This window comes from Streptomyces virginiae (genome assembly GCF_041432505.1).
In the GTDB taxonomy this organism is placed as follows: domain Bacteria; phylum Actinomycetota; class Actinomycetes; order Streptomycetales; family Streptomycetaceae; genus Streptomyces; species Streptomyces virginiae_A.
In genome coordinates this window covers 5450482-5469753 of the sequence record NZ_CP107871.1, presented here as the reverse complement: position 1 = coordinate 5469753, position 19272 = coordinate 5450482, and the positions used below count along the sequence as shown (strand labels likewise).

Genomic DNA, 19272 nt, shown 5'->3' with positions numbered 1-19272 from the left:
ATCTGGACTACGCTGCCCGCATGGACGACGAAGAGGCCCGCACCCGACTCCTGGACGCGGCGGAGGAGCTGTTCTACCGGCACGGCATCCAGGCCGTCGGCATGGACCGGATCCGCACCACGTCCGGAGTCCCCCTCAAGCGCCTGTACCGACTCTTCCCGGCGAAGGAATCCCTGGTCACCGCCTACCTGGAACGCCGCGACCGACGCTGGCTGACGTCCCTGCGCGCCGCCGCCCTGGCCCCGGCGGAGCCGCGGGCGCGGGTGCTCGCGGTCTTCGACTGGCTGGCGGACTGGTTCACCGAGCCCGACTTCCGGGGCTGCGCGTTCCTCAACGCGTACGGGGAGCTGGGCGCGGCGGCCCCGGACGTCGTCCGCGTCCACAAGGCGGAGCTCCGCACCCTGCTGGCCGACCTGACCCCCGACGCCGACCCGACTCTCGCCGACCGGCTCCTGATCCTGACCGAGGGGGCGACGACGGTCGCCACCCTCACCCCCGGCCCGGAGCCGGCCCGCCGCGCCCGCGAGATCGCCGAACTCCTCCTGACAGAGTGACGCAGGACACATCCGTTCACTTCGGCCGGCTGTCACATCCGGGCCGCGATTTCCGTCAGAGCTGTGTAACCGTCGGCACGGCAAGGAGATCACCATGGAAGCCCGTCTCAACTTCTTCGGCAACGCGGTCGCGAACAAGTTCGGCCGGTACATCAACTCCGCGGGCAAGGTCATCTCGGACTCGACCCTGCCGCACGCCACGCAGGAGCTGGTGAAGCTCAGGGCCAGCCAGATCAACGGGTGCGGATTCTGCACCGACATGCACTTCAAGGACGCCTCGCACGCCGGGGAGGACGCGGTCCGGCTCAACCTGGTCGCGGCCTGGCGCGAGGCGAAGGTGTTCACCGACGCCGAGCGAGCGGCCCTGGAGCTGACCGAGCAGGGCACGCGCATCGCCGACGCGGCCGGCGGCGTCACGGACGAGGCCTGGGCGGAAGCCGCCAAGCACTACGACGAGGACCAGCTGGCCGCGCTGGTGTCGCTGATCGCCCTGATCAACGCCTACAACCGGATGAACGTGATCGTCCAGCAGCCGGCGGGCGACTACCAGCCGGGCCAGTTCGGCTGAACCGACGCCCCGCCACCGGCGGGTCCGGCCCCACCCCGGGGCCGGACCCCGCACCACCGGATCATGGAGGGAGTCCGCACGCCCGGGGGAGCCTCGGCCGCGTCGGCGCCGCGGTGGCCTTCGCGACGGCCGTCACACTGTTCGCCCCGGACCCTGGGTTCGTCTGGGTGCTGCCCGCCCTGTGCGCGTTCCCGCTGTTCCTGTTCACGACGCCGATCCGCGGCGCGACCCTCGGGGACGGGCAGCCGGCGACGTGGCTGTTCCTCACCGAGCTCGTCCTGTGCGTACTGACCCAGTCGCTCGCCCTAGGCACGATCGTGGAGGCCTCCCGCGGCCACCTCCGGGGGCGGCCACGGGCGAGCTGATCAGCCGGCGCCGCGCGGGAAGGTGATCTCGACGCGGCGGTTCTTCTTGCGGCCTTCCTCGGTGCCGTTGTCGGCGATCGGGTAGTCCTCGCTGTAGCCGCGCACGTCGAAGACGACGTTCGGATCGGTGACGGTCTTCGCCAACTCGCCCTGCACGGCATCGGCGCGCTGCTTGGACAGCTCCTTACCGTGCTCGTAGCTCCCCTGATCGTCGGTGAACCCGAACACCCGGATGCGGGTGGCCTTCGACTGGTTGATCTCGTTGGCGATGGCCTGGATCCGCGCGGCCGCCTGCGCGTTGAACACGGCACTGTCCTCCGGGAACAACACCTCGGACTGGAGCGCCATCATGACGGTCTGATTGGTCTCCTGCCGCCGCTGCTCCCCACCGAGGTCTTCGACGACTTCAGCGATGTCGAGCACCTTGACGGGTGCGAGCGTCCCGCCTTGCGGAATCTTGAGTCCGGGCGAGTTCGAGTCGATCGCCACGGGCGCGGAGGCGGAAGGCTCTGTACCGGGAGGCACAGATGGCTTGACGTCGTCGGCGTGGGCGACGGTAGCTCCGAAGAGGTGCGCTCCGGCGATAACAAGTGCAGACACTATGACAGTTGCGGCTGCTTGCTGTCGTGTGGTCATGGGGTCACCCAGAAATCTTGACAGTGGCCGTGGCGAAGGTCGGAAGACTGAACTCCACCTCGCTGGTGGAAGTTGGCGGGGCCGGGAATTGGGCGAAGAAGGGAACCACTTGGCCGGGGTCGACGCTGGACACGCCAGTCGTGCACAAGCACCTGGACTCCGTGTCACGAAGCACGTAATAGCGCTTCTTACCGGCCTTGTCGACCAGCGTTGCGCCGGCGACCGACTCCCCGGTTCCCTTGAGTTCAATCCCGCGCCAGGCGACAGTGTCCTTGTAGGACTGGCTACCCGTGTTCTTGATCTGCCCCGACACGGTAAGGAAGCCACCCGGATCTCGTCGTACCGAGTTGATCACCAGGCTCATGCCGGCCTGTCCATTCAGTGTGGCGATGACTTCAGTCGACTCTGAGCCTTGGCTAGTACTCGGTGCCGGGTCCTGAGATCCCGCTCTCTGAGGCTGCGACGTCGAGGACTGCCGACCGCTCGGCTTGTTGCCGTCGCCATCGCCACCACACCCGGCCAACGAAAGGGCCATGGCCGCCGCACCCGCAACGACCAGTCCCCCACGGACCTTCATCATGCGCCGAATGCTCATCTACGAACGCTTCCTTGTCTCTGAATTTCTATTAGTCGGCGAGTCGCACGCTGAACAGCTTTCTGGTCAACGCGCTGAGCGATCCAGGCGCCAGCGGATCGAGTTTGACCAGCTCCCCGCCGCAGCTGAAGCTCACCGTCGACGGAGTCGGCGTAGGAGTAGGGGATGGCGACCCGCCCCCCGCGGACGTGGTGGGTGTCGGGCTCGGAGCGGAAACTGCGCCGAGATGGCATTTCGGTTCGATCAACGCGGTGGCTGTCGCGGTTCCGTGCATGCTTCCGGTCTCAGGAACCACCGACTCACCCACCGTCCTATCGGTCTTCACCGTGACCGTGAATCGGGGCGGAACAGGCTCACATGCTGTTGCCTCTGCGTCGTTCTTCGTAGCGAATGCTTCTGCTGCCGCGCAGGCTTCACCGACCTTGAAGAGCCGCCCGTCGACGATCCTGTTCCAGTCGGCAGGCTTCACTGAGGTGAGGTCGAGTCCCAGCAGCACCGTGTCCCTGGCCTCACGCCCAGCAGCCAGGGCGGCAGCATCGGCAGCGCCTTGCGCATCACTACGGGTGACCGACGCCTGGCCGATGGCGAAAAGGGCGAGCGCGGCGAAAAGCAAGCCCGCCACCATCACCACGTAAATAGGAAAGGCCTGCCCTTGGTCACGCGCGCCCCTCCTGCGGAGATCCACTAGCCGGCTTTGATGTTCGTGACCGCTTCCTTGATCCGCTTGGTGATCTCCGAGCCGATGCCCGAGCCGACGATCGCTCCGACGATGACGACCACCACCAGGATGATGCCCAGGTATTCGAATGCGGTCTGGCCGCGGTCGAGGTTCGCGTGGCGCTTGCGAAGCCTCGTCACGGCCGTGTCCGCCCAGCCGTTCACCCTGATCCGTGCCTCCACGGCGGCCTTCAGCAGCGTGTTCTGTGACATGGGGGTTCCCTCCCGGGCCGGTACCGGTTTCGATCTGCGGACGGTACGGCGAGTCACCAGTCGTCACCAAGGGTCCCGGGGCCCAATTACGGACCCACTGCGCACTCTGTCTACCCATGACCGGTCACTCCTGGACGGGCGGTTCCCAGCCAGCGGGCTATCGCCTCGCTGCGAGTGGCGCTCTGGAGCTTCGCGAAGATGCGGTTGATGTGGTTCTTCACCGTCTTCTCGCTGATGAAGCAGGCGGCTGCGATCTGCTGATTGCTCATCCCGGACGCGATCAGATCCATGATCTCCACCTCCCGGGAACTCAGCCCGAAGACAACAGAGTTGTGCATCCGCTCAGAAGACTGTGCCACAACTCGTTGCGGATGCGAAGAGGACCGGAGTTCCGTGAGGAGCGCGCTCGCAGCCGTCGGGGTGAAGTGGGGACGACCCAGCGGGGCATCGCGTACCGCCCGGAGCAGGTCGTCCGCGGTGAACTCGCCGTGTAGCAGGTACCCGCCGGCGCCCAACAGCAGTGCCTCGCGGATGATTTCGGCTTCCCTGCTGTACGTCAGCATCAGTACGGGGGCCAGCTGCACCAGGTGCGGCAGCGCCGAGATTCCGTCCACTCCCGGCATCCGGACGTCCAGCAGGATCACGTCCGGTGCGTGCCGGCGGGTCAGGCTCAGCGCTTCGCGCCCGTCCCCCGCCTGGGCGATGACGTCGAGGTCCTCGGCTGTACGAAGCAGGGCCGCCAGGCCTGCCCTGATGACCGGGTTGCCGTCCGCGATGAGCACGCTCAGCCGCGCCATCGCTCAGCCACCCCCGAAGAGCGCGCCGAAGTCTACGTTCGCGCCGTAGACGAAGCCGCAGACCAGCAGGATCAGCGTGCCAGGCAGCATGAACATGGTCACGGCGAACGTCGCCTTCGGGACGGCCCGGGCCGCACGGCGGCGGGCGTTCTGGGCGTCCGTACGGCGCATGTCCTCGGCGATCGCTATCAGGGTCTCGACGATCGGCGAGCCGAGCTCCTCGCCCTGCTGGAGGGCCGTCACGAACTGCGCGACCTGTTCACTGTCGTTGCGTCGCCGCAGCTCGTCGAAGGCCTGACGGCGGCTGACTCCCATGTTCATCTGCTGCAGCGTGATGCGGATTTCGTCGGCCCAGGGGCCTTCGTACTTGTCCGCCACCCGCTCCAGCGCCTGCCGGAAGCCCAGCCCGGCGCTGACGACGACCGCGAGCACGTCCAGGAAGTCCGGCAAGGTCCGCTCGATGTGGTCGCGGCGGACCCGGATCGCCGACCACAGGCCGGCCTCGATCCAGAACAGCCCGAAGGCCACCATGAGCAGGGCGGCGACCAACTGCCCGTTGATCAGCATCGAGAAGGCACCGAGCGCACCCAAGGCCCCGTACACCGCCCGCCGTGCCGCGTAGCGGTCGATCGTCAGACCGGCCGGGTTGCCCGCCATGTCGATCTGGCGGCGCTTGCGGGCCACCCGCGCCGGCCCCATCAGGCGCAGCACGGCCGGGGCCCAGCGGATGCCCATCCGGTCCACCAGGGATCCGACCGCCGTCGTACGGGTGGCTCCGACCTCCAGGGCGAGCGCGAGGTCCGTCGGCAGCTTCACGTCCGCGCGGTAGAGACGGATGCCGTGGAACGCGCCAAGGACCGAGAGAGCCACGGCCAGTGCGAGAAGGAGTCCGATCATCGTCCCGTCCGCCCCCTCACACGTCGATCTTCGACAGGCGGCGGATGAGGACGAAGCCCAGGGCGAAGAGGCCGAGGGCTATCAGAACGGCCGTCTGGCCGATGAACGCGCCCGTCATCCTGTCCAGCGCGCCCGGCATCATCAGGTCGACCAGCAGCAGCGAGCCGAGGCCGATGGACGGTACGAGATAGGCCGTCACCGTCACCTGGGACAGCTGGGTGCGGATCTCGCGACGGGTCTCCTTGCGCTGCTCCAGCGTCACCGTCAGATTGCGCAGGCTGTCCACGATCGCGCCGCCCGCCCGGGCCGACAGGACGAGGGTGGAGACCAGGACGACGAGTTCCCGGGACGGGAGGCGTTCGGTGAGCTCACCCAGGGATTCGTCGATGGAGTGGCCCACGGCGAGGCGATTCGCGACGCGTGCCAGTTCCTCACCCGCCGGGGCCTCCAGCTCCTCGGCCGCGATCCCGATCGCCGTACGCAGGGCCAGGCCGGCTTGAGTGGCGTTGGCGAGGATGCGAGCCAGGTCGGGGAGCTGGTTGATGAACCGCTCCGTACGCCGTGCACGCTGCCAGTTGAGGAAGGCGTTCGCCGCCCAGACACCGATCGCACCCGCCACCGGGCCGAAGAACGGCGCGAGGAGGGAGGACGCGATGAGCCACACTCCCGCGATCGACCCCAGCATGTAGACGAAGAACTCGCCGGGGGTGAGGTCCAGGCCGGTGGTCGCGAGCTTCAGCTCGATGCGGCGGCCGAGCTTCGTCATGCGCAGCCGACGGTCGACGGTCCGGAAACGGCGCCTCCGTCCCAGGGGCTCCGGCATGCCGCTCGCCGAGAGCCGCTCGATCAGCGCGGCCCGCTGGGCGCGCCCGGCGAGGTACGCCTGGAGTCCGGCGACGACGAGTACGCAGGCGAGCAGCGTGGCGCCGAGGGTGGTGAGGATCAGTGGGTTCACAGGGCGGTCCGGGTGATGCGGGCGGTCAGGGGGTCTTCGGGCGCGACGCCGAAGGCCTGCGGGATGGGCTGGTTGTTCATGTAGAGGCGTTCCGCGATCCGGCGCGGGAGCGGGTAGTACTCGAAGTAGCCGTGCACCCGTCCGTCCGCGCCCATCGGCTGCGCCCCGAAGCGGCACACCGTGGTGATTCGGAAAGGTTCGCGCCCGTGCGATTCCAGGGCGGAGATCTCGGTGATGCGGCGCGAGCCGTCGCCGAAGCGGGTGAGCTGGACGATGACGTTCACCGCACTGTTGATCTGGTCCTGCAGCGCCTCGAAGGGAATCTCGACATCCGACATGGAGGCGAGGGTCTGCAGGCGCATCAGCGCTTCGGAGGAGCTGTTGGCGTGGACGGTGGCCAGGGAGCCGTCGTGGCCGGTGGACATCGCCTGGAGCATGTCGAGCGTCTCGCCGCCGCGGACCTCGCCGACGATGATGCGGTCGGGGCGCATACGCAGGGAGTTGCGTACGAGGTCGCGGATGGTGATCTGCCCCTTGCCCTCCACGTTCGGCGGGCGGGATTCGAGGCGGATGACGTGGGCCTGCTGGAGCTGGAGTTCGGCCGAGTCCTCGATGGTGATGATGCGTTCGCCCTCCGGGATCAGACCGGAGAGGGCGTTGAGGAGGGTGGTCTTCCCGGTGCCGGTGGCCCCGGAGACGATCACGTTCATCTTGGCCGCGACCAGGCCCGAAAGGAGTAGGAGCATCTGCTCGTCGAGCGAGCCGAGGGCGATCATCTCGTGCAGGGTGAAGGCGCGCGGGAAGCGGCGGATCGTGAGCGTGGCGCCGGTCAGCGAGAGCGGCGGGATGATGACGTTGACGCGCTCGCCGCTGGGCAGGCGTGCGTCGACCATCGGATTGGCCTCGTCCACCCGCCGGTTGACGGTGGAGACGATGCGCTCGATGGTCTGCATCAGCTGCTCGTGCGAGGCGAAGCGGATGGGGAGCTGTTCGACCCGGCCGGCGCGCTCCACGTAGATGTGGTCGGGGCCGTTGACCATGATCTCGGAGATCGAGGCGTCTTCGAGGAGCGGTTCGAGCACGCCGAGGCCGAGGGCCTCGTCGACGACGCGGCGGATCAGCTGGGCGCGCTCGACCGTCGAGAGGACGGGCCCCTCGCGGCTGATGATGTGGCCGAGTACGCGTTCCAGGCGTGCCCGGCGCTCGGCGGGCGCGAGCGCGGACATCTCGGCGAGGTCGATCTCCTCCAGCAGCTTCGCGCGGTAGGAGGAGACCAGCCGGCCGTCCTCGCGCGAGTTGTGGTGTTCGTCCGGTGTGTTGACCCGGGAACGCAGGCTCATGGTCCGGTCACCTTCGGGTCGTCGTTGGGCATGGTGGCTGTCGCCTTCGCCGGTTCAGGGTTCAGCCCGGGAATGATCGAGTTGATCTTGATGGTGGCGATGGCGGTGACGGCGTCCTCCGTCGTGCTCACCTCGACGACAGCTCCGAGGCCTTCCCTGACGGCCGCCGCCCCCGCCGCCACGCCACGGCCCGGGTGCTGGGCCTCCACCCGTGCCGCCGTGCGCGCCGCCGTGTCCGCCTGCTCATGGACGTACGCCACCCAGCCGAGCTGGATCCCGCAGAGCGCGACGAACAGCAGGATGGGCACGAAGCCGATGTATTCGAGGGCCACTTGCCCCCGGTCGGAGCGGAAGCGTCGCTTCATGTCACTTGGCCTCCTTCTCCAACGCCGCACCGCCGGTACCTTCGATCCGGTCGAAGCTGAGGCCCGGGAAGAGGATCGGAACGCCCAGGCTGACCTTCGCCCGGTAGATGTCCCCGGACGTGCCGCAATCCACGTCGAGGTCCCACGCCTCCCCGATGTGCTCCTTCGCGGCCGCGGCACAGGCCGCGCCCCCCTTCACCGCCCCCGCCCGCGCCGCCTCGTCCGCCGCGTTGCCCGCCAGGGAGAAGGCGTAGCCGATCAGTACGCACTCCCACACCGCCGCCACCAGCAGCAGGATCAGCGGCACCGTGCCCACGAACTCGATCGCCACCTGGCCCCGGTCCCCGCGCCCCGGTCTGCGGGGCGGCATCCGTCAGCCCTCCCGGCCGCGGCGTAGGCGGGCCACCGGGCCCGATGCGCGGACCGCCAGCGAGGCGCCCGGGGCGGTGGCGGAGGCTGTTGTCGGGGTGGGGTCCGGGGTCGAGAGGAGGCCGAGTTCGCCGGCCAGGGTCCACAGGGCCTGCTTGACCGTCGAGCGGTTGTCGAGGTCCTGGACGCGGCCCGCGTCGACCACGGCCTGGAGTTCCTTGAAGGCGGCCGGGACCGGGGTGCGGGTGGCGCGGGTCTTGGTGATCTTCTCGATCAGGGCGGGCTGGATCTCCGTGTGCTTGCTCCAGCGGTTCACGACCATCGCCGTGTCCTCCGCCTTGCGCACCTGGAGCCGTTCCCACATCCGGACCATCCGCTTCGCCGCCCGGACCGCGACCACGTCCGGGGTGGTGACCAGCACCGCCACGTCCGCCATCTCCACGGCCGCCGCGTTGGCCCCGGTGACCTGGGTCCCGCAGTCGACGACGACGAGTTCGTAGCGGCTGCGCAGGGCCGCGACGATGTGCCGGGCGGCCCGTTCGTCGACCTCCTCGCCCCGCTCCCCGTCCGCCGGGGCCAGCAGCAGCGCCAGGCCCGAGGCGTCGTCGTAGACGGCGTCCTGGAGGACCCGGGGGGAGATGTCCTGGATCCCGGCGAGGTCGGCGACCGAGCGGCGGAACTGCACGTCGAGGTACGAGCCCACGTCGCCCGCCTGGAGGTCCAGGTCGACCAGTGCGGTACGCCGCCCCGAGGCGGCCGCGGCCAGCGCGAACTGCACGGCGGTGAAGGTGGTGCCCACGCCGCCCTTGGCTCCGGTGACGGTGACGACCCGCCCGCCCGGACCGGTGAAGACGTCGGCGGCGGCGCCCCCGCCCAGGTGGCGGCGTACGCCCACGGACCACTGGGCGGCGGCCTGCACGCGGGCGGCGAGTTCCTCGTAGGAGAGCGGGAGCCCGATCAGGCCGCGGGCGCCCGAGTCCATGGCGGCGGAGAAGAGCCCGGGGCCGGCGTCCGAGGAGACCAGGACGACGCCCACCGCCGGGAAGCGCAGGGCGACCTCCCGGATGAGTTCCAGGGCGGGGACCGGGCCGATCCGCTCGTGGACGAGGACGACCTCGGGGAGTTCGTCGATGGACTCGGCGGCGAGGCGGGCGAGGGTGTCCAGGAGCGTGGTCGCGTCCGGGACGGGGGCGGCCGGCTCGGCGGCCGGGAGCTGGCTGAGCAGGGTCACGATGGCGCGCGCGGCGTCCGGGTCGCCGACCGCGGGGAGGATTCGGGTGGTCATCCGGGCCTCACCTGTCCCCGTCGAGGGTGTACGTGCGGTCGCCCGGGGCGGGCGCCGAATCGGTGCCGGGGGCCACCAGGGCCAGGCGTACGTGTTCCGCGAAGGACTCGGCGTACGCGACGCGCTGGGTGTCCTTGGTGCTCAGGGCGAAGGTGATCGGAACGGCCTCGGCCGGGCCCTTGCGGTCGCTGTCCTTGTCCAGGGCGGTGAGTTTGCCGACGCCCAGGACCCGGGCGTTGGCGACGATGATCACCGACCGCGAGGGGTCGGTGTCCTTGGCGCCCTTGAAGGTGGCGAGGATGTTGACCTTGGCGCCTGAGGTGATCTTGCCGGCCACACCCGTGGCCGCGTCGATCATGATGGCGATCTCCTGCTCACCGGGCTGCAGCTGCGGCCGGTCGACGAACATGTCCGCCTGGAGCAGCGAGCCCTTCTTCAGCGTGGTGAGCGCGATCTTGTCCTTGAGCGCGCCGAGGTCGGAGACGGCGGTGTCGGAGAGCCACCGCTCGGGGATCCGGACCTCCTCGAACTGCCCGGCCGACAGCGGGCTGTACGGGGCTATGTCGCCCTTGGCCCGGTAGGCGACGACCTCGGCGCCGACCTTGGAGTTGACGTCGCCGATCACCACGAGGACCCCGGCGAAGGCCCCCAGTGCGCACAGGACCGACAGGAGCAGCAGGATGACGCCGCGGCGCTGGCGTGAGTTCATGGGCCTTACCTACCTCGCCGTTCTTCATTCATTCGTGCGTTCGAAAGATCAGGGTCTGGAACGGGCGGTGCTCGCGGGCGCGGGCGGCGGCGGTGCGGTGAGCGGCGCCGCGCAGAAGCCGCAGCGGTCGCCGATGAGTTCGAGGCCGCACCAGCGGCACTCCTCCCGGCGGACCGAGGCGACCAGTTGGTAGAGCACGGACAGGTCGGGGATACCGGCGGCGAACTCGACGAGTTTCGGGGTGCCCCACCAGCCGGGGGACGAGGCCGGTAGCGGGTTCTCCAGAACGCCCTGGACCTGCCAGGCGGGGGCCAGTTCGGCCGTGACCCAGTCGGAGGTGAGCTGGCCGCGGGCGAAGGTGAGGTGCGTGGCGAACTCGGGCCCGGCCGGCAGCACGCCGCCGCGGGGGCCGTGCGCGCCCTGGGAGCCGCCGCTCAACTTCGCGAGGTGCGGTTTCGGGTGGGCCATGACGGCGAACTGCGCGCTCGGCGACCAGGACCTGGCGTGCGCCCCGAGGCCGACCGGCACCCGGACCCGGTCGAGTTTGGCGACCGAGCCCAGCAGGGCGCCCGCGTAGATGTAGTGGGACAGCAGCCGGGCCGCGGACGCGATGATTCCGGGGCTGAAGTCGCAGACGCTGAGCTGGCGCAGCTGACGCGCCAGCAGGGCCGTTCCCAGCGGCGGCAGATCGATGCCGAGGAGCGCGATCCGGTCGGTTTCCAGGATGGCGCGCACGGTGTGCAGCCGCTGGACGGTGGAACGCGGGAGCCAGGGCGGTACGAGGGCCACGAGGTGGCCGTGCCGCTCCAGCAGGGCGCCCGTCTCGGCGAGCGCGGCCTCCAGGTCTAGCTGCTCGGGCGGGTGCAGCAAGGCGGCCCCGGGCGTGTGCCGGTCAGGGGCCGGAAGTACCAGATCGGCGCTGGTGACAGCGATGGCGGTCGGCACGCGCATTCCCCCGTTCCCCCACGTACACCCCGTACGTCCCGCCCGCCGCGGGCACTTCACGTGCCCGACGCGTGCTCGACACGGACCTGACGCGGACTCGACGCGGAGTCGTCACGGACTTCCCGCGTCCGCGCCCGCACTGCGCGACCGCATCCGATCGACCCGCTCCCCCCTTGCTCCAGCACCATATCCGCGTCACCCCTGGCGGGGCAGGGCCTTGAAGATTCCCGTGCTACCAGCACGTGTCACAGGTGGCGGAAACCCGGACAACAGGGATCGCATAGCGGGCCATTTCAAGCCACATCGCGAAGACCCTTGACACAGGGATTGGTCTGGACCAACTTGGCAGCCAACGCCTCGATGCGGACCCACCCCACTCGGTCCGCCTCGTCCACCACCCCCTTTTCTCCCCCCACCGGAGCCCACGTGAACCGCATACGCTCCCTCGCCCTCCCCATCGCCGTCACCCTGACCGCGGGCGCGCTGTCCGCCCTCGCCGCCGGTACCGCACAGGCCGCCGATGTGAACGTCGCCCGCAACGGCGGCTTCGAGTCGGGTCTGGCCAACTGGTCCTGCACCGGCGGAACCGGCGCCTCCGTCTCCTCGCCCGTGTATGCCGGATCCGGCGCCCTGAAGGCCACCCCGGCGGGCCAGGACAACGCCCGCTGCAGTCAGACCGTCACGGTCAAGCCGAACTCGACGTACACGCTGAGCACGCAGGTCCAGGGCAGCTACGTCTATCTCGGCGCGACCGGGACCGGCACCCAGGACGTCTCCACCTGGACGCCCGGGTCGGGCGCCGGCTGGCAGAAGCTCTCCACCACCTTCACCACCGGCCCCAACACCACCCAGGTCACGGTCTACACGCACGGCTGGTACGGCCAGCCGGCCTACGTCGTCGACGAGTTCAGCGTCTTCGGGCCGGACGGCGGGGGCGGCACCGACCCCGGCCCTTCGGTCCCCGGGGCCCCGGCCGGCGCGGCCGTTTCCGGCCAGAGCGCGAACGCCCTCACCCTTTCGTGGAACGCGGTCGGCTCGGCCACCGGCTATCACGTGTATCAGGACGGTGTCCGCGTCAAGACCGTGACCGGCGGCGCCTCCACCCAGATCACCGGGCTCACGGCCTCGACCTCGTACTCCTTCCAGGTGAGCGCGTACAACGCGGCGGGCGAGGGCCCGAAGTCCGCCCCGGTGACGGGCACCACCACCGGCACCGACCCGGGTCCGGGCCCCGGCCCCGCCGTTCCCAAGCACGCCCTGACCGGCTACTGGCAGAATTTCGACAACGGCGCGACGGTCCAGAAGATCTCCGACGTCTCGGCGCAGTACGACATCATCGCCGTCTCCTTCGCCGACGCCACCACCACGCCCGGCGCCATCACCTTCAACCTCGACTCGGCCGGTCTCGGCGGCTACACGGTCGCCCAGTTCAAGGCCGACATCGCCGCGAAGAAGGCGGCCGGCAAGTCGGTCATCCTCTCGATCGGCGGCGAGAAGGGGACCATCTCGGTCAACGACTCGGCCTCGGCGAACAACCTCGCGAACTCCGCGTACGCCCTGATGCAGGAGTACGGGTTCACCGGCATCGACATCGACCTCGAGAACGGCCTGAACCCCACCTACATGACGCAGGCCCTGCGCTCGCTGTCGTCGAAGGTCGGCTCCTCGCTCGTCATCACCATGGCCCCGCAGACGATCGACATGCAGTCCACGCAGGGCGGCTACTTCAAGACGGCGCTGAACATCAAGGACATCCTCACCGTCGTCAACATGCAGTACTACAACAGCGGCTCGATGAACGGCTGCGACGGCAAGGTCTACTCCCAGGGCTCGGTGGACTTCCTCACCGCGCTCGCCTGCATCCAGCTGGAGGGCGGCCTCGATCCCTCGCAGGTGGGCATCGGTGTCCCGGCCTCGCCCAGCGGCGCGGGCAGCGGCTACGTGTCCCCGACGATCGTGGGCAACGCCCTGGACTGCCTGACCCGGGGGACGAGCTGCGGCTCCTTCAAGCCGTCGAAGACCTACCCGGGTCTGCGCGGCGCGATGACCTGGTCGACCAACTGGGACGCCAAGGCGGGTAGTGCTTGGTCGAACTCGGTGGGTCCCAAGGTCCACGGGCTCCCGTAGGCGGTACGTGTGGGGGTGGCCGGAATCGGTTCGGCCGACACAGCGTGTCCTTGACCGGGACATGCCACGAGAGCACGCTGTGCGCGTCCGCACGGCTACCCCCACACTCCCCACCCAGGAGACTGCATGCGGCTCCATACCCGCCGAAGGGCCACCGTCACGGCGGCCCTGTTGGCGCTCGCGCTGGGCGCACCCGCCTACGGCATGAGCGCGACGGCTTCCCCTCCGCCCACCCCTTCCACCGCCACCCAGGACGAGGCGATCGTCCAGTACCGGATCCACGGCCCCTCCACCGCCGCCGACCGCACCGCCCTGCTCCGCACGGGCGTCTCGATCGACGAGGTGGACGACCACACCGTCGTGGTCAGCGCCGACACCATGCAGGCGAAGAAGCTGAAGGCGCTCGGCTACAAGCTGACCGCCCTGCCCGGCCCCCCGGACCGCTCGCTGCCCGGTATCGCGGCGAGCCCGATGGACTTCCCCTCGGCGGACTCGAAGTACCACAACTACGCCGAGGCGACGGCCGAGATCAACCAGCTCGTCGCGCAGTACCCCGCGATCGCGAGCAAGCGGGTGATCGGGAAGTCGTACCAGGGCCGGGACATGTTCGCCATCAAGATCAGCGACAATGTCGCGACGGACGAGGCCGAGCCCGAGGTGCTCTTCACCGCCCACCAGCACGCGCGCGAGCACCTGACCGTCGAGATGGCCCTGTACCTGCTCAAGGAGTTCACCTCCAAGTACGGCAGCGACTCCCGGGTCACGGGCGCGGTCAACGGCCGCGAGATCTGGATCGTCCCGGACCTCAACCCGGACGGCGGCGAGTACGACATCGCCACCGGCTCCTACCGCTCCTGGCGCAAGAACCGGCAGCCGAACGCCGGCTCCTCCTACGTCGGCACGGACGAGAACCGCAACTGGAACTACAAGTTCGGCTGCTGCGGCGGCTCCAGCGGCAGCAAGAGCTCCGAGACCTACCGCGGCGCCTCCGCCGAATCGGCACCCGAGGTGAAGGTCGTCGCGGACTTCGTCCGCAGCCGGGTCGTCGGCGGCAAGCAGCAGATCAAGGCCGCCATCGACTTCCACACCTACAGCGAGCTCGTCCTGTGGCCCTTCGGCTACACCTACAACGACACCGCCCCGGGCCTGACCGCCGACGACCTCGCCGTCTACAAGAAGATCGGCACCAGCATGGCGGCGAGCAACGGCTACACGCCGGAGCAGTCGAGCGACCTGTACATCACGGACGGGACGATCGACGACTGGCTGTGGGGCAACCAGAAGATCTTCTCCTACACCTTCGAGATGTACCCGGAGAGCGGCGGCGGCGGCTTCTACCCGCCGGACGAGGTCATCGACCGCGAGACCGCGCGCAACAAGGACGCGGTGCTCCAACTGCTGGAGAACGCGGACTGCATGTACCGCTCGATCGGCAAGGAAGCCCAGTACTGCGCGACGCCGTGACCCCGTGCGGCACGTGACCGTGTGAAAGGGGGCGCCCCACCGCCAGGGGGGCGCCCCGCCCGCGCGTCAGCCGAGGACGGCGAGGGCGTCGATCTCGACGAGCAGCCCGGCCGGCAGGCCCACGTACACGGTGGTGCGGGCGGCGGGGGCCTCCTTCAGGCCCTGCTCCTCGAAGTAGGCGTTGTAGATGCCGTTCATCTCGGCGAAGTGCCCGGTGTCGGTGAGGTAGACGCGGATCATCATCACGTCGTCCCAGCTCGCACCGCCCGCCTCCAGGACGGAACGGACGTTCTCCAGCGTCTGGAGGGTCTGCTCGCGCAGGGTCGGACCGGCGGGGGTGGGCGGCTGCCCCTCGACGTGCGGGAGGAAGCCGACCTGGCCGGCGACCTGGAGGATGTTCCCCTTCCGCACGCCGTGCGAGAACTTCGCAGGCGGGGTGGTGTGGGTGTCGGGCGTGACGGCGATCTTCTCGCTCACGTGCTCTCCTGGGTTCCTGAGTAGTCCTTGCTGATGGCTTCGGCGGTACGCAGCACCTGCGGCAGCAGTGCGAGCAGCCCCTCGGCGGGGATCACCACGCCGGGCGCGGAGACCGACAGCGCCGCGACGACCCGCCCGTCCGGCCCGTGCACGGGCGCCCCGAGGCAGTTGATCGCCTCCTCGTGCCCACCGAGATCGGTGGCCCAGCCCTGCGCCCGTACGAGGTCCAGTTCGCGCAGGAAGGCCGCCGCGTCCGGGGTGGAGCGGGCGGTGTAGCGGGGGTACTCGATCCGGTCGGCGAGGGCCCGGAGCTCGGCCTCGGGCAGGTCGGCGAGGAGCAGCTTGGCCACGGCGGCGACCGTGAGGGGCACGGGCCTGCCGATGCGGGAGTACATGCGGACCGGGTAGCGGCTGTCGACCTTGTCGATGTACACGACCTCGTCGTCCTGGTGGAGGGCGAGGTGAACGGTGTGGCCGGTGGCCCGGTTCAGCTCGACGAGGTAGGGGTGCGCGATCTCCCGGACGTCCAGGTTCTCGATGGCCTCGGCGGCGAGGGCGAAGAGCTGCGCGCCGAGGCGGTAGCGGCCGTCGGGGCGGCGGTAGACGAAGCCGTGCTCGTGCAGGGTGCGCAGGAGGCGGAGCGCGGTGCTCTTGTGCACGCCGAGCGCGTCGGCGACCTCGCCGAGCGTGGCGGGGCCGCGCGCGAGCAGGGGCAGGATGCCGAGTGCTCTCTCGACCGACTGGCTCATCCCGCGTCCTCTCGTACGGTCACGACGACCACCGGCTCCGCCGGCGCACCGGGCTCCGCCCGGACCTGCGCCTCGAACGCCGGCGAGGCTGGGCGTTTCAGCCTCGCCGGCGTTCGAGGCGCGGGGGTTCGGGGGCGGAGCCCCCGCAACGGCGCCGCACGTTGACCCGTCGTCACCCCGGATGTTAGACAGCATGCAGCGGCACACGCAACGACCGTTGCAGCCCACGCAATACAACCGGAAGGCATCCGCATGGCCAGCGACAGCGACCCCGTCAAGGACCTCGCCGACGAGCCGGTCGACCACCGGTTCAAGGGCCTCCCCCCGGACGCCCAGACGCACGGGCTCACCGTCGGCCGGCTCGCCGCCGAGCGCCGGGATCTGTACACCGGCGGCTTCACCACCCCCGTCCTGACCCTCGACGCGGCCGCGCTGGAGCACAACCTCGCCGCGCTCGGCGCCTACGCCGCCCGGCACGACCTGGCGTTCGCCCCGCACGGCAAGACCTGCATGTCCCCGCAGCTCTTCCGGCGCCAGCTGGAGTACGGCGCGTGGGGCATCACCGCCGCCGTCCCCCACCAGGCCCGCGTCTACCGCGCCTTCGGTATCGAGCGGATCTTCCTCGCCAACGAGCTCGTCGACCCCGCCGCCCTGCGCTGGGTCGCCGACGAGCTCGCCGCCGACCCCGGCTTCCACTTCGTCTGCTACGTCGACTCCGTGCGCGGGGTCGAGCTCATGGACCGCGCCCTCCAGGGCCGGACCCCGGCCGCCCGCATCGACGTCGTCGTCGAGCTCGGCGCCGGCGAGGGCGCCCGTACCGGGGCCCGTACCGACGAGGACTGCCGCGCCGTGGCCGACGCCGTCGTCGCCACCACCACCCTGCGCCTCGTCGGCATCGCCGGCTACGAGGCCGAGGTGCCGGGCGCCGACCCCGAGTCCGTCCACGCGTACCTGCGCCGGCTCACCGCGCTGGCCGTCGAGTTCGACAAGGCGGGCCGCTTCCCCGCGGACCTCGACGAGATCGTCGTCAGCGCCGGCGGATCGGCCTGGTTCGACGCCGTCGCCGACGTCTTCGCCGAACTCCCGGAGCTCTCCCGCCCCGTCCTCAAGCTGCTGCGCTCCGGCGCGTACGTCTCCCACGACCACGGCTGGTACACCCGGCTGACCCCCTTCAACCGGCATCCGGAGGAGGGTGGCCTGCGTCCCGCGTTCCGGCTGTGGACCCAGGTCGTCTCCCGCCCCTCGCCCACCCAGGCCTTCGTCAACGCGGGCAAGCGCGACATCGCCTACGACCTGGGCCTGCCCGAGGCCGAGCTGGTCCGCGACGCCCTCACCGGCGAGGAGCGCCCCGCCGCGGGCGTCCGCGTGGTCAAACTGTCCGACCAGCACGCCTGGCTGGAGACCGACTCGGCCGAGGACGTGCAGGTCGGCGACTGGGTGGCGCTCGGCATGTCCCACCCCTGCACGATCTTCGAGAAGTGGCCGCTGATCCCGGTCGTGGAGGCCGACGGCGCCGTCACCGACTACGTGCGCACCTTCTTCTAGGCGCCGGCCGGTGGACCTGGTCATCCGGGGGGCCCGCGTCGTCGACGGCACGGGCGGGCCCTCGTACACGGCCGACGTCGGGGTCCACGAGGGCCGGATCGCCGAGATCGGCAGGGTGTCCGGGGGCCGCGAGACCGTCGACGGGCACGGCCTCGCCCTCGCCCCGGGCTTCGTGGACATGCACGCCCACAGCGACCTCGCGCTGCTCCGCGACCCGGACCACAGCGCGAAGGTCGCGCAGGGCGTGACCCTCGAAGTCCTCGGCCAGGACGGTCTGTCGTACGCGCCCGTCGACGACCGCACCCTCGGCGAGGTGCGGGCCGCCATCGCCGGCTGGAACGGCCCCGGCGACGACATCGACTTCGACTGGCGCACGGTCGGCGAGTACCTCGACCGGCTGGACCGCGGTTTCGACGGTGAGGGCATCGCCGTCAACGCCGCCTACCTGGTCCCCCAGGGCACGGTCCGCGCGTACGCCCTCGGCTGGGCGGACCGGCCCGCGACCGGGGCCGAGCTGGACCGCATGGGGCGGCTCGTCGCCGACGGCCTGGCCCAGGGCGCCGTCGGCCTGTCCTCCGGTCTCACCTACACCCCCGGCATGTACGCCACCGGGTCCGAACTGACCGAGCTGTGCCGGGTCGTGGCCCGGTACGGCGGCTACTACTGCCCGCACCACCGCAGTTACGGCCACGGCGCCCTGGCCGCCTACGCCGAGATGGTCTCCCTCGCCCGGGAGGCCGGCTGCGCCCTGCACCTCGCGCACGCCACCATGAACTTCGGCGAGAACCGGGGCCGGGCGCCCGAGTTGCTCGCCCTGCTCGACGCGGCCCTGGCCGAGGGCGCCGACATCACCCTCGACAGCTACCCGTACACCCCCGGCTGCACCACCCTCGTCGCACTGCTTCCGAGCTGGGCGAACGAGGGCGGCCCGGAGGCGGTCCTGGCCCGGCTGCGGGACGACGTCCAGGCCGAGCGGATCCGCCACGCGCTGGAGGTCGAGGGCGCCGACGGCTGTCACGGCGTCCCCGTCGACTGGTCGACGATCGAGATCTCGGGCATCGCGGACCCCGCCCACGGCGCGTACGTCGGCAGGCGCCTGGACGGCTGGGAGAGCGCCCGCCGGCTCCTGCTGGAGGACCGGCTCGCGCCGACGATCCTCCAGCACGTCGGGGACGAGGAGAACGTCCGGGCGATCATGCGCCATCGCGTCCACACCGGCGGCTCCGACGGCATCCTGCAAGGCACGAAACCGCACCCGCGCGCCTACGGCACCTTCCCCCACTACCTCGGTCACTACGTCCGCGAACTCGGCCTGCTCTCCCTGGAGGAGTGCGTGGCGCACCTGGCCGGCCGGCCCGCCGCCCGCCTGCGGCTGCCCGACCGCGGCCTGGTCCGCGTCGGGTACCGCGCCGACCTCGTCCTCTTCGACCCGGACACGGTCGCGGCCGGGTCCACGTACGAGCGGCCCCGCGTGCTGCCGACCGGTCTCCCGCACGTCCTGATCGACGGGCGTTTCGTCCTGCGCGACGGGCGCCGGACGGACGTGCTGGCCGGGCGCTCGGTGCGCCGAACCGCCCGCGATCTTCGGTAGATCCGACAT

The 19272-nt window shown here is 70.3% G+C and carries 22 protein-coding genes; 7 read left to right on the top strand and 15 right to left on the bottom strand.

Features of this window, described 5'->3' with window-relative positions; all coding sequences use genetic code 11:
• Window positions 1-20: 20 nt before the first annotated feature.
• From OG624_RS25630 to OG624_RS25620, 3 genes are all read left to right on the top strand, one after another.
• Window positions 21-554 carry a TetR/AcrR family transcriptional regulator gene (locus OG624_RS25630; protein ID WP_371639877.1) on the top strand — a complete coding sequence of 178 codons (534 nt, stop codon included), beginning with the start codon at window positions 21-23 and terminating at the stop codon, window positions 552-554.
• Window positions 555-648: 94 nt separating this feature from the next.
• Complete coding sequence (locus OG624_RS25625) at window positions 649-1122, top strand: carboxymuconolactone decarboxylase family protein (protein ID WP_033218356.1); 474 nt, start codon at window positions 649-651, stop codon at window positions 1120-1122.
• Window positions 1119-1487, top strand: a complete 369-nt coding sequence (locus OG624_RS25620) for an SCO4225 family membrane protein (RefSeq protein WP_371640873.1) — start codon at window positions 1119-1121, stop codon at window positions 1485-1487. The genes OG624_RS25625 and OG624_RS25620 overlap by 4 nt, the downstream gene beginning before the upstream one ends.
• On the opposite strand, the gene OG624_RS25615 is transcribed toward OG624_RS25620, so the two are convergent.
• The 13 genes from OG624_RS25615 to OG624_RS25555 all read right to left on the bottom strand — a co-directional run bounded on the left by OG624_RS25615 (window position 1488) and on the right by OG624_RS25555 (window position 11316).
• Entirely contained in the window at window positions 1488-2123 is a 636-nt protein-coding gene (locus tag OG624_RS25615; protein ID WP_266353159.1) for an OmpA family protein, read from the bottom strand. It lies immediately after the preceding gene.
• A 4-nt stretch (window positions 2124-2127) separates the two neighbouring features.
• Complete coding sequence (locus tag OG624_RS25610) at window positions 2128-2487, bottom strand: hypothetical protein (RefSeq protein ID WP_323183542.1); 360 nt, start codon at window positions 2485-2487, stop codon at window positions 2128-2130.
• A 262-nt stretch (window positions 2488-2749) separates the two neighbouring features.
• On the bottom strand, window positions 2750-3403 hold the full coding sequence (locus OG624_RS25605; RefSeq protein WP_266353157.1) for a pilus assembly protein TadG-related protein: 654 nt from the start codon (window positions 3401-3403) through the stop codon (window positions 2750-2752).
• Window positions 3403-3648, bottom strand: a complete 246-nt coding sequence (locus OG624_RS25600; protein ID WP_266353156.1) for a hypothetical protein — start codon at window positions 3646-3648, stop codon at window positions 3403-3405. The genes OG624_RS25605 and OG624_RS25600 overlap by 1 nt, the downstream gene beginning before the upstream one ends.
• Before the next feature lie 110 nt (window positions 3649-3758).
• The gene (locus tag OG624_RS25595) at window positions 3759-4445 is read right to left on the bottom strand and encodes a response regulator transcription factor (RefSeq protein WP_266353155.1); all 687 of its coding nucleotides are present in this window, start codon (window positions 4443-4445) and stop codon (window positions 3759-3761) included.
• A 3-nt stretch (window positions 4446-4448) separates the two neighbouring features.
• Window positions 4449-5339, bottom strand: coding sequence for a DUF5936 domain-containing protein (locus OG624_RS25590; RefSeq protein ID WP_266353438.1), 891 nt, complete (start codon window positions 5337-5339; stop codon window positions 4449-4451).
• 19 nt (window positions 5340-5358) lie between these two features.
• Window positions 5359-6297 (bottom strand): type II secretion system F family protein, encoded by a 939-nt coding sequence (locus OG624_RS25585; RefSeq protein ID WP_266353154.1) that lies wholly within the window; start codon window positions 6295-6297, stop codon window positions 5359-5361.
• Window positions 6294-7637 (bottom strand): CpaF family protein, encoded by a 1344-nt coding sequence (locus OG624_RS25580; protein WP_371593348.1) that lies wholly within the window; start codon window positions 7635-7637, stop codon window positions 6294-6296. The genes OG624_RS25585 and OG624_RS25580 overlap by 4 nt, the downstream gene beginning before the upstream one ends.
• Complete coding sequence (locus tag OG624_RS25575) at window positions 7634-8002, bottom strand: TadE/TadG family type IV pilus assembly protein (RefSeq protein WP_266353152.1); 369 nt, start codon at window positions 8000-8002, stop codon at window positions 7634-7636. The genes OG624_RS25580 and OG624_RS25575 overlap by 4 nt, the downstream gene beginning before the upstream one ends.
• Before the next feature lies 1 nt (window position 8003).
• Entirely contained in the window at window positions 8004-8372 is a 369-nt protein-coding gene (locus tag OG624_RS25570; protein WP_371593347.1) for a TadE/TadG family type IV pilus assembly protein, read from the bottom strand.
• A gap of 3 nt (window positions 8373-8375) precedes the next feature.
• Window positions 8376-9656 carry an AAA family ATPase gene (locus OG624_RS25565; protein ID WP_266353150.1) on the bottom strand — a complete coding sequence of 427 codons (1281 nt, stop codon included), beginning with the start codon at window positions 9654-9656 and terminating at the stop codon, window positions 8376-8378.
• 7 nt (window positions 9657-9663) lie between these two features.
• On the bottom strand, window positions 9664-10365 hold the full coding sequence (gene cpaB / locus OG624_RS25560) for a Flp pilus assembly protein CpaB (protein ID WP_033218340.1): 702 nt from the start codon (window positions 10363-10365) through the stop codon (window positions 9664-9666).
• A 48-nt stretch (window positions 10366-10413) separates the two neighbouring features.
• Window positions 10414-11316 (bottom strand): hypothetical protein, encoded by a 903-nt coding sequence (locus OG624_RS25555; protein WP_051763084.1) that lies wholly within the window; start codon window positions 11314-11316, stop codon window positions 10414-10416.
• A 420-nt stretch (window positions 11317-11736) separates the two neighbouring features.
• Between OG624_RS25555 and OG624_RS25550 the strand changes: the two genes are divergently transcribed.
• Window positions 11737-13437, top strand: a complete 1701-nt coding sequence (locus OG624_RS25550; protein ID WP_371639876.1) for a chitinase — start codon at window positions 11737-11739, stop codon at window positions 13435-13437.
• A 126-nt stretch (window positions 13438-13563) separates the two neighbouring features.
• Entirely contained in the window at window positions 13564-14901 is a 1338-nt protein-coding gene (locus OG624_RS25545; RefSeq protein ID WP_161296432.1) for a M14 family metallopeptidase, read from the top strand.
• A 66-nt stretch (window positions 14902-14967) separates the two neighbouring features.
• On the opposite strand, the gene OG624_RS25540 is transcribed toward OG624_RS25545, so the two are convergent.
• Both OG624_RS25540 and OG624_RS25535 read right to left on the bottom strand, forming a co-directional pair.
• Window positions 14968-15378: a RidA family protein gene (locus OG624_RS25540; protein WP_033218338.1), complete on the bottom strand. Its 411-nt coding sequence runs from the start codon at window positions 15376-15378 to the stop codon at window positions 14968-14970.
• Window positions 15375-16127 (bottom strand): IclR family transcriptional regulator, encoded by a 753-nt coding sequence (locus OG624_RS25535; protein ID WP_371639875.1) that lies wholly within the window; start codon window positions 16125-16127, stop codon window positions 15375-15377. Before OG624_RS25535 ends, OG624_RS25540 begins: the two co-directional genes overlap by 4 nt.
• A gap of 252 nt (window positions 16128-16379) precedes the next feature.
• Between OG624_RS25535 and OG624_RS25530 the strand changes: the two genes are divergently transcribed.
• Window positions 16380-17672, top strand: a complete 1293-nt coding sequence (locus tag OG624_RS25530) for an amino acid deaminase (protein ID WP_033218335.1) — start codon at window positions 16380-16382, stop codon at window positions 17670-17672.
• A 10-nt stretch (window positions 17673-17682) separates the two neighbouring features.
• Window positions 17683-19263, top strand: a complete 1581-nt coding sequence (locus tag OG624_RS25525; protein WP_371639874.1) for an N-acyl-D-amino-acid deacylase family protein — start codon at window positions 17683-17685, stop codon at window positions 19261-19263.
• Window positions 19264-19272: the final 9 nt, after the last annotated feature.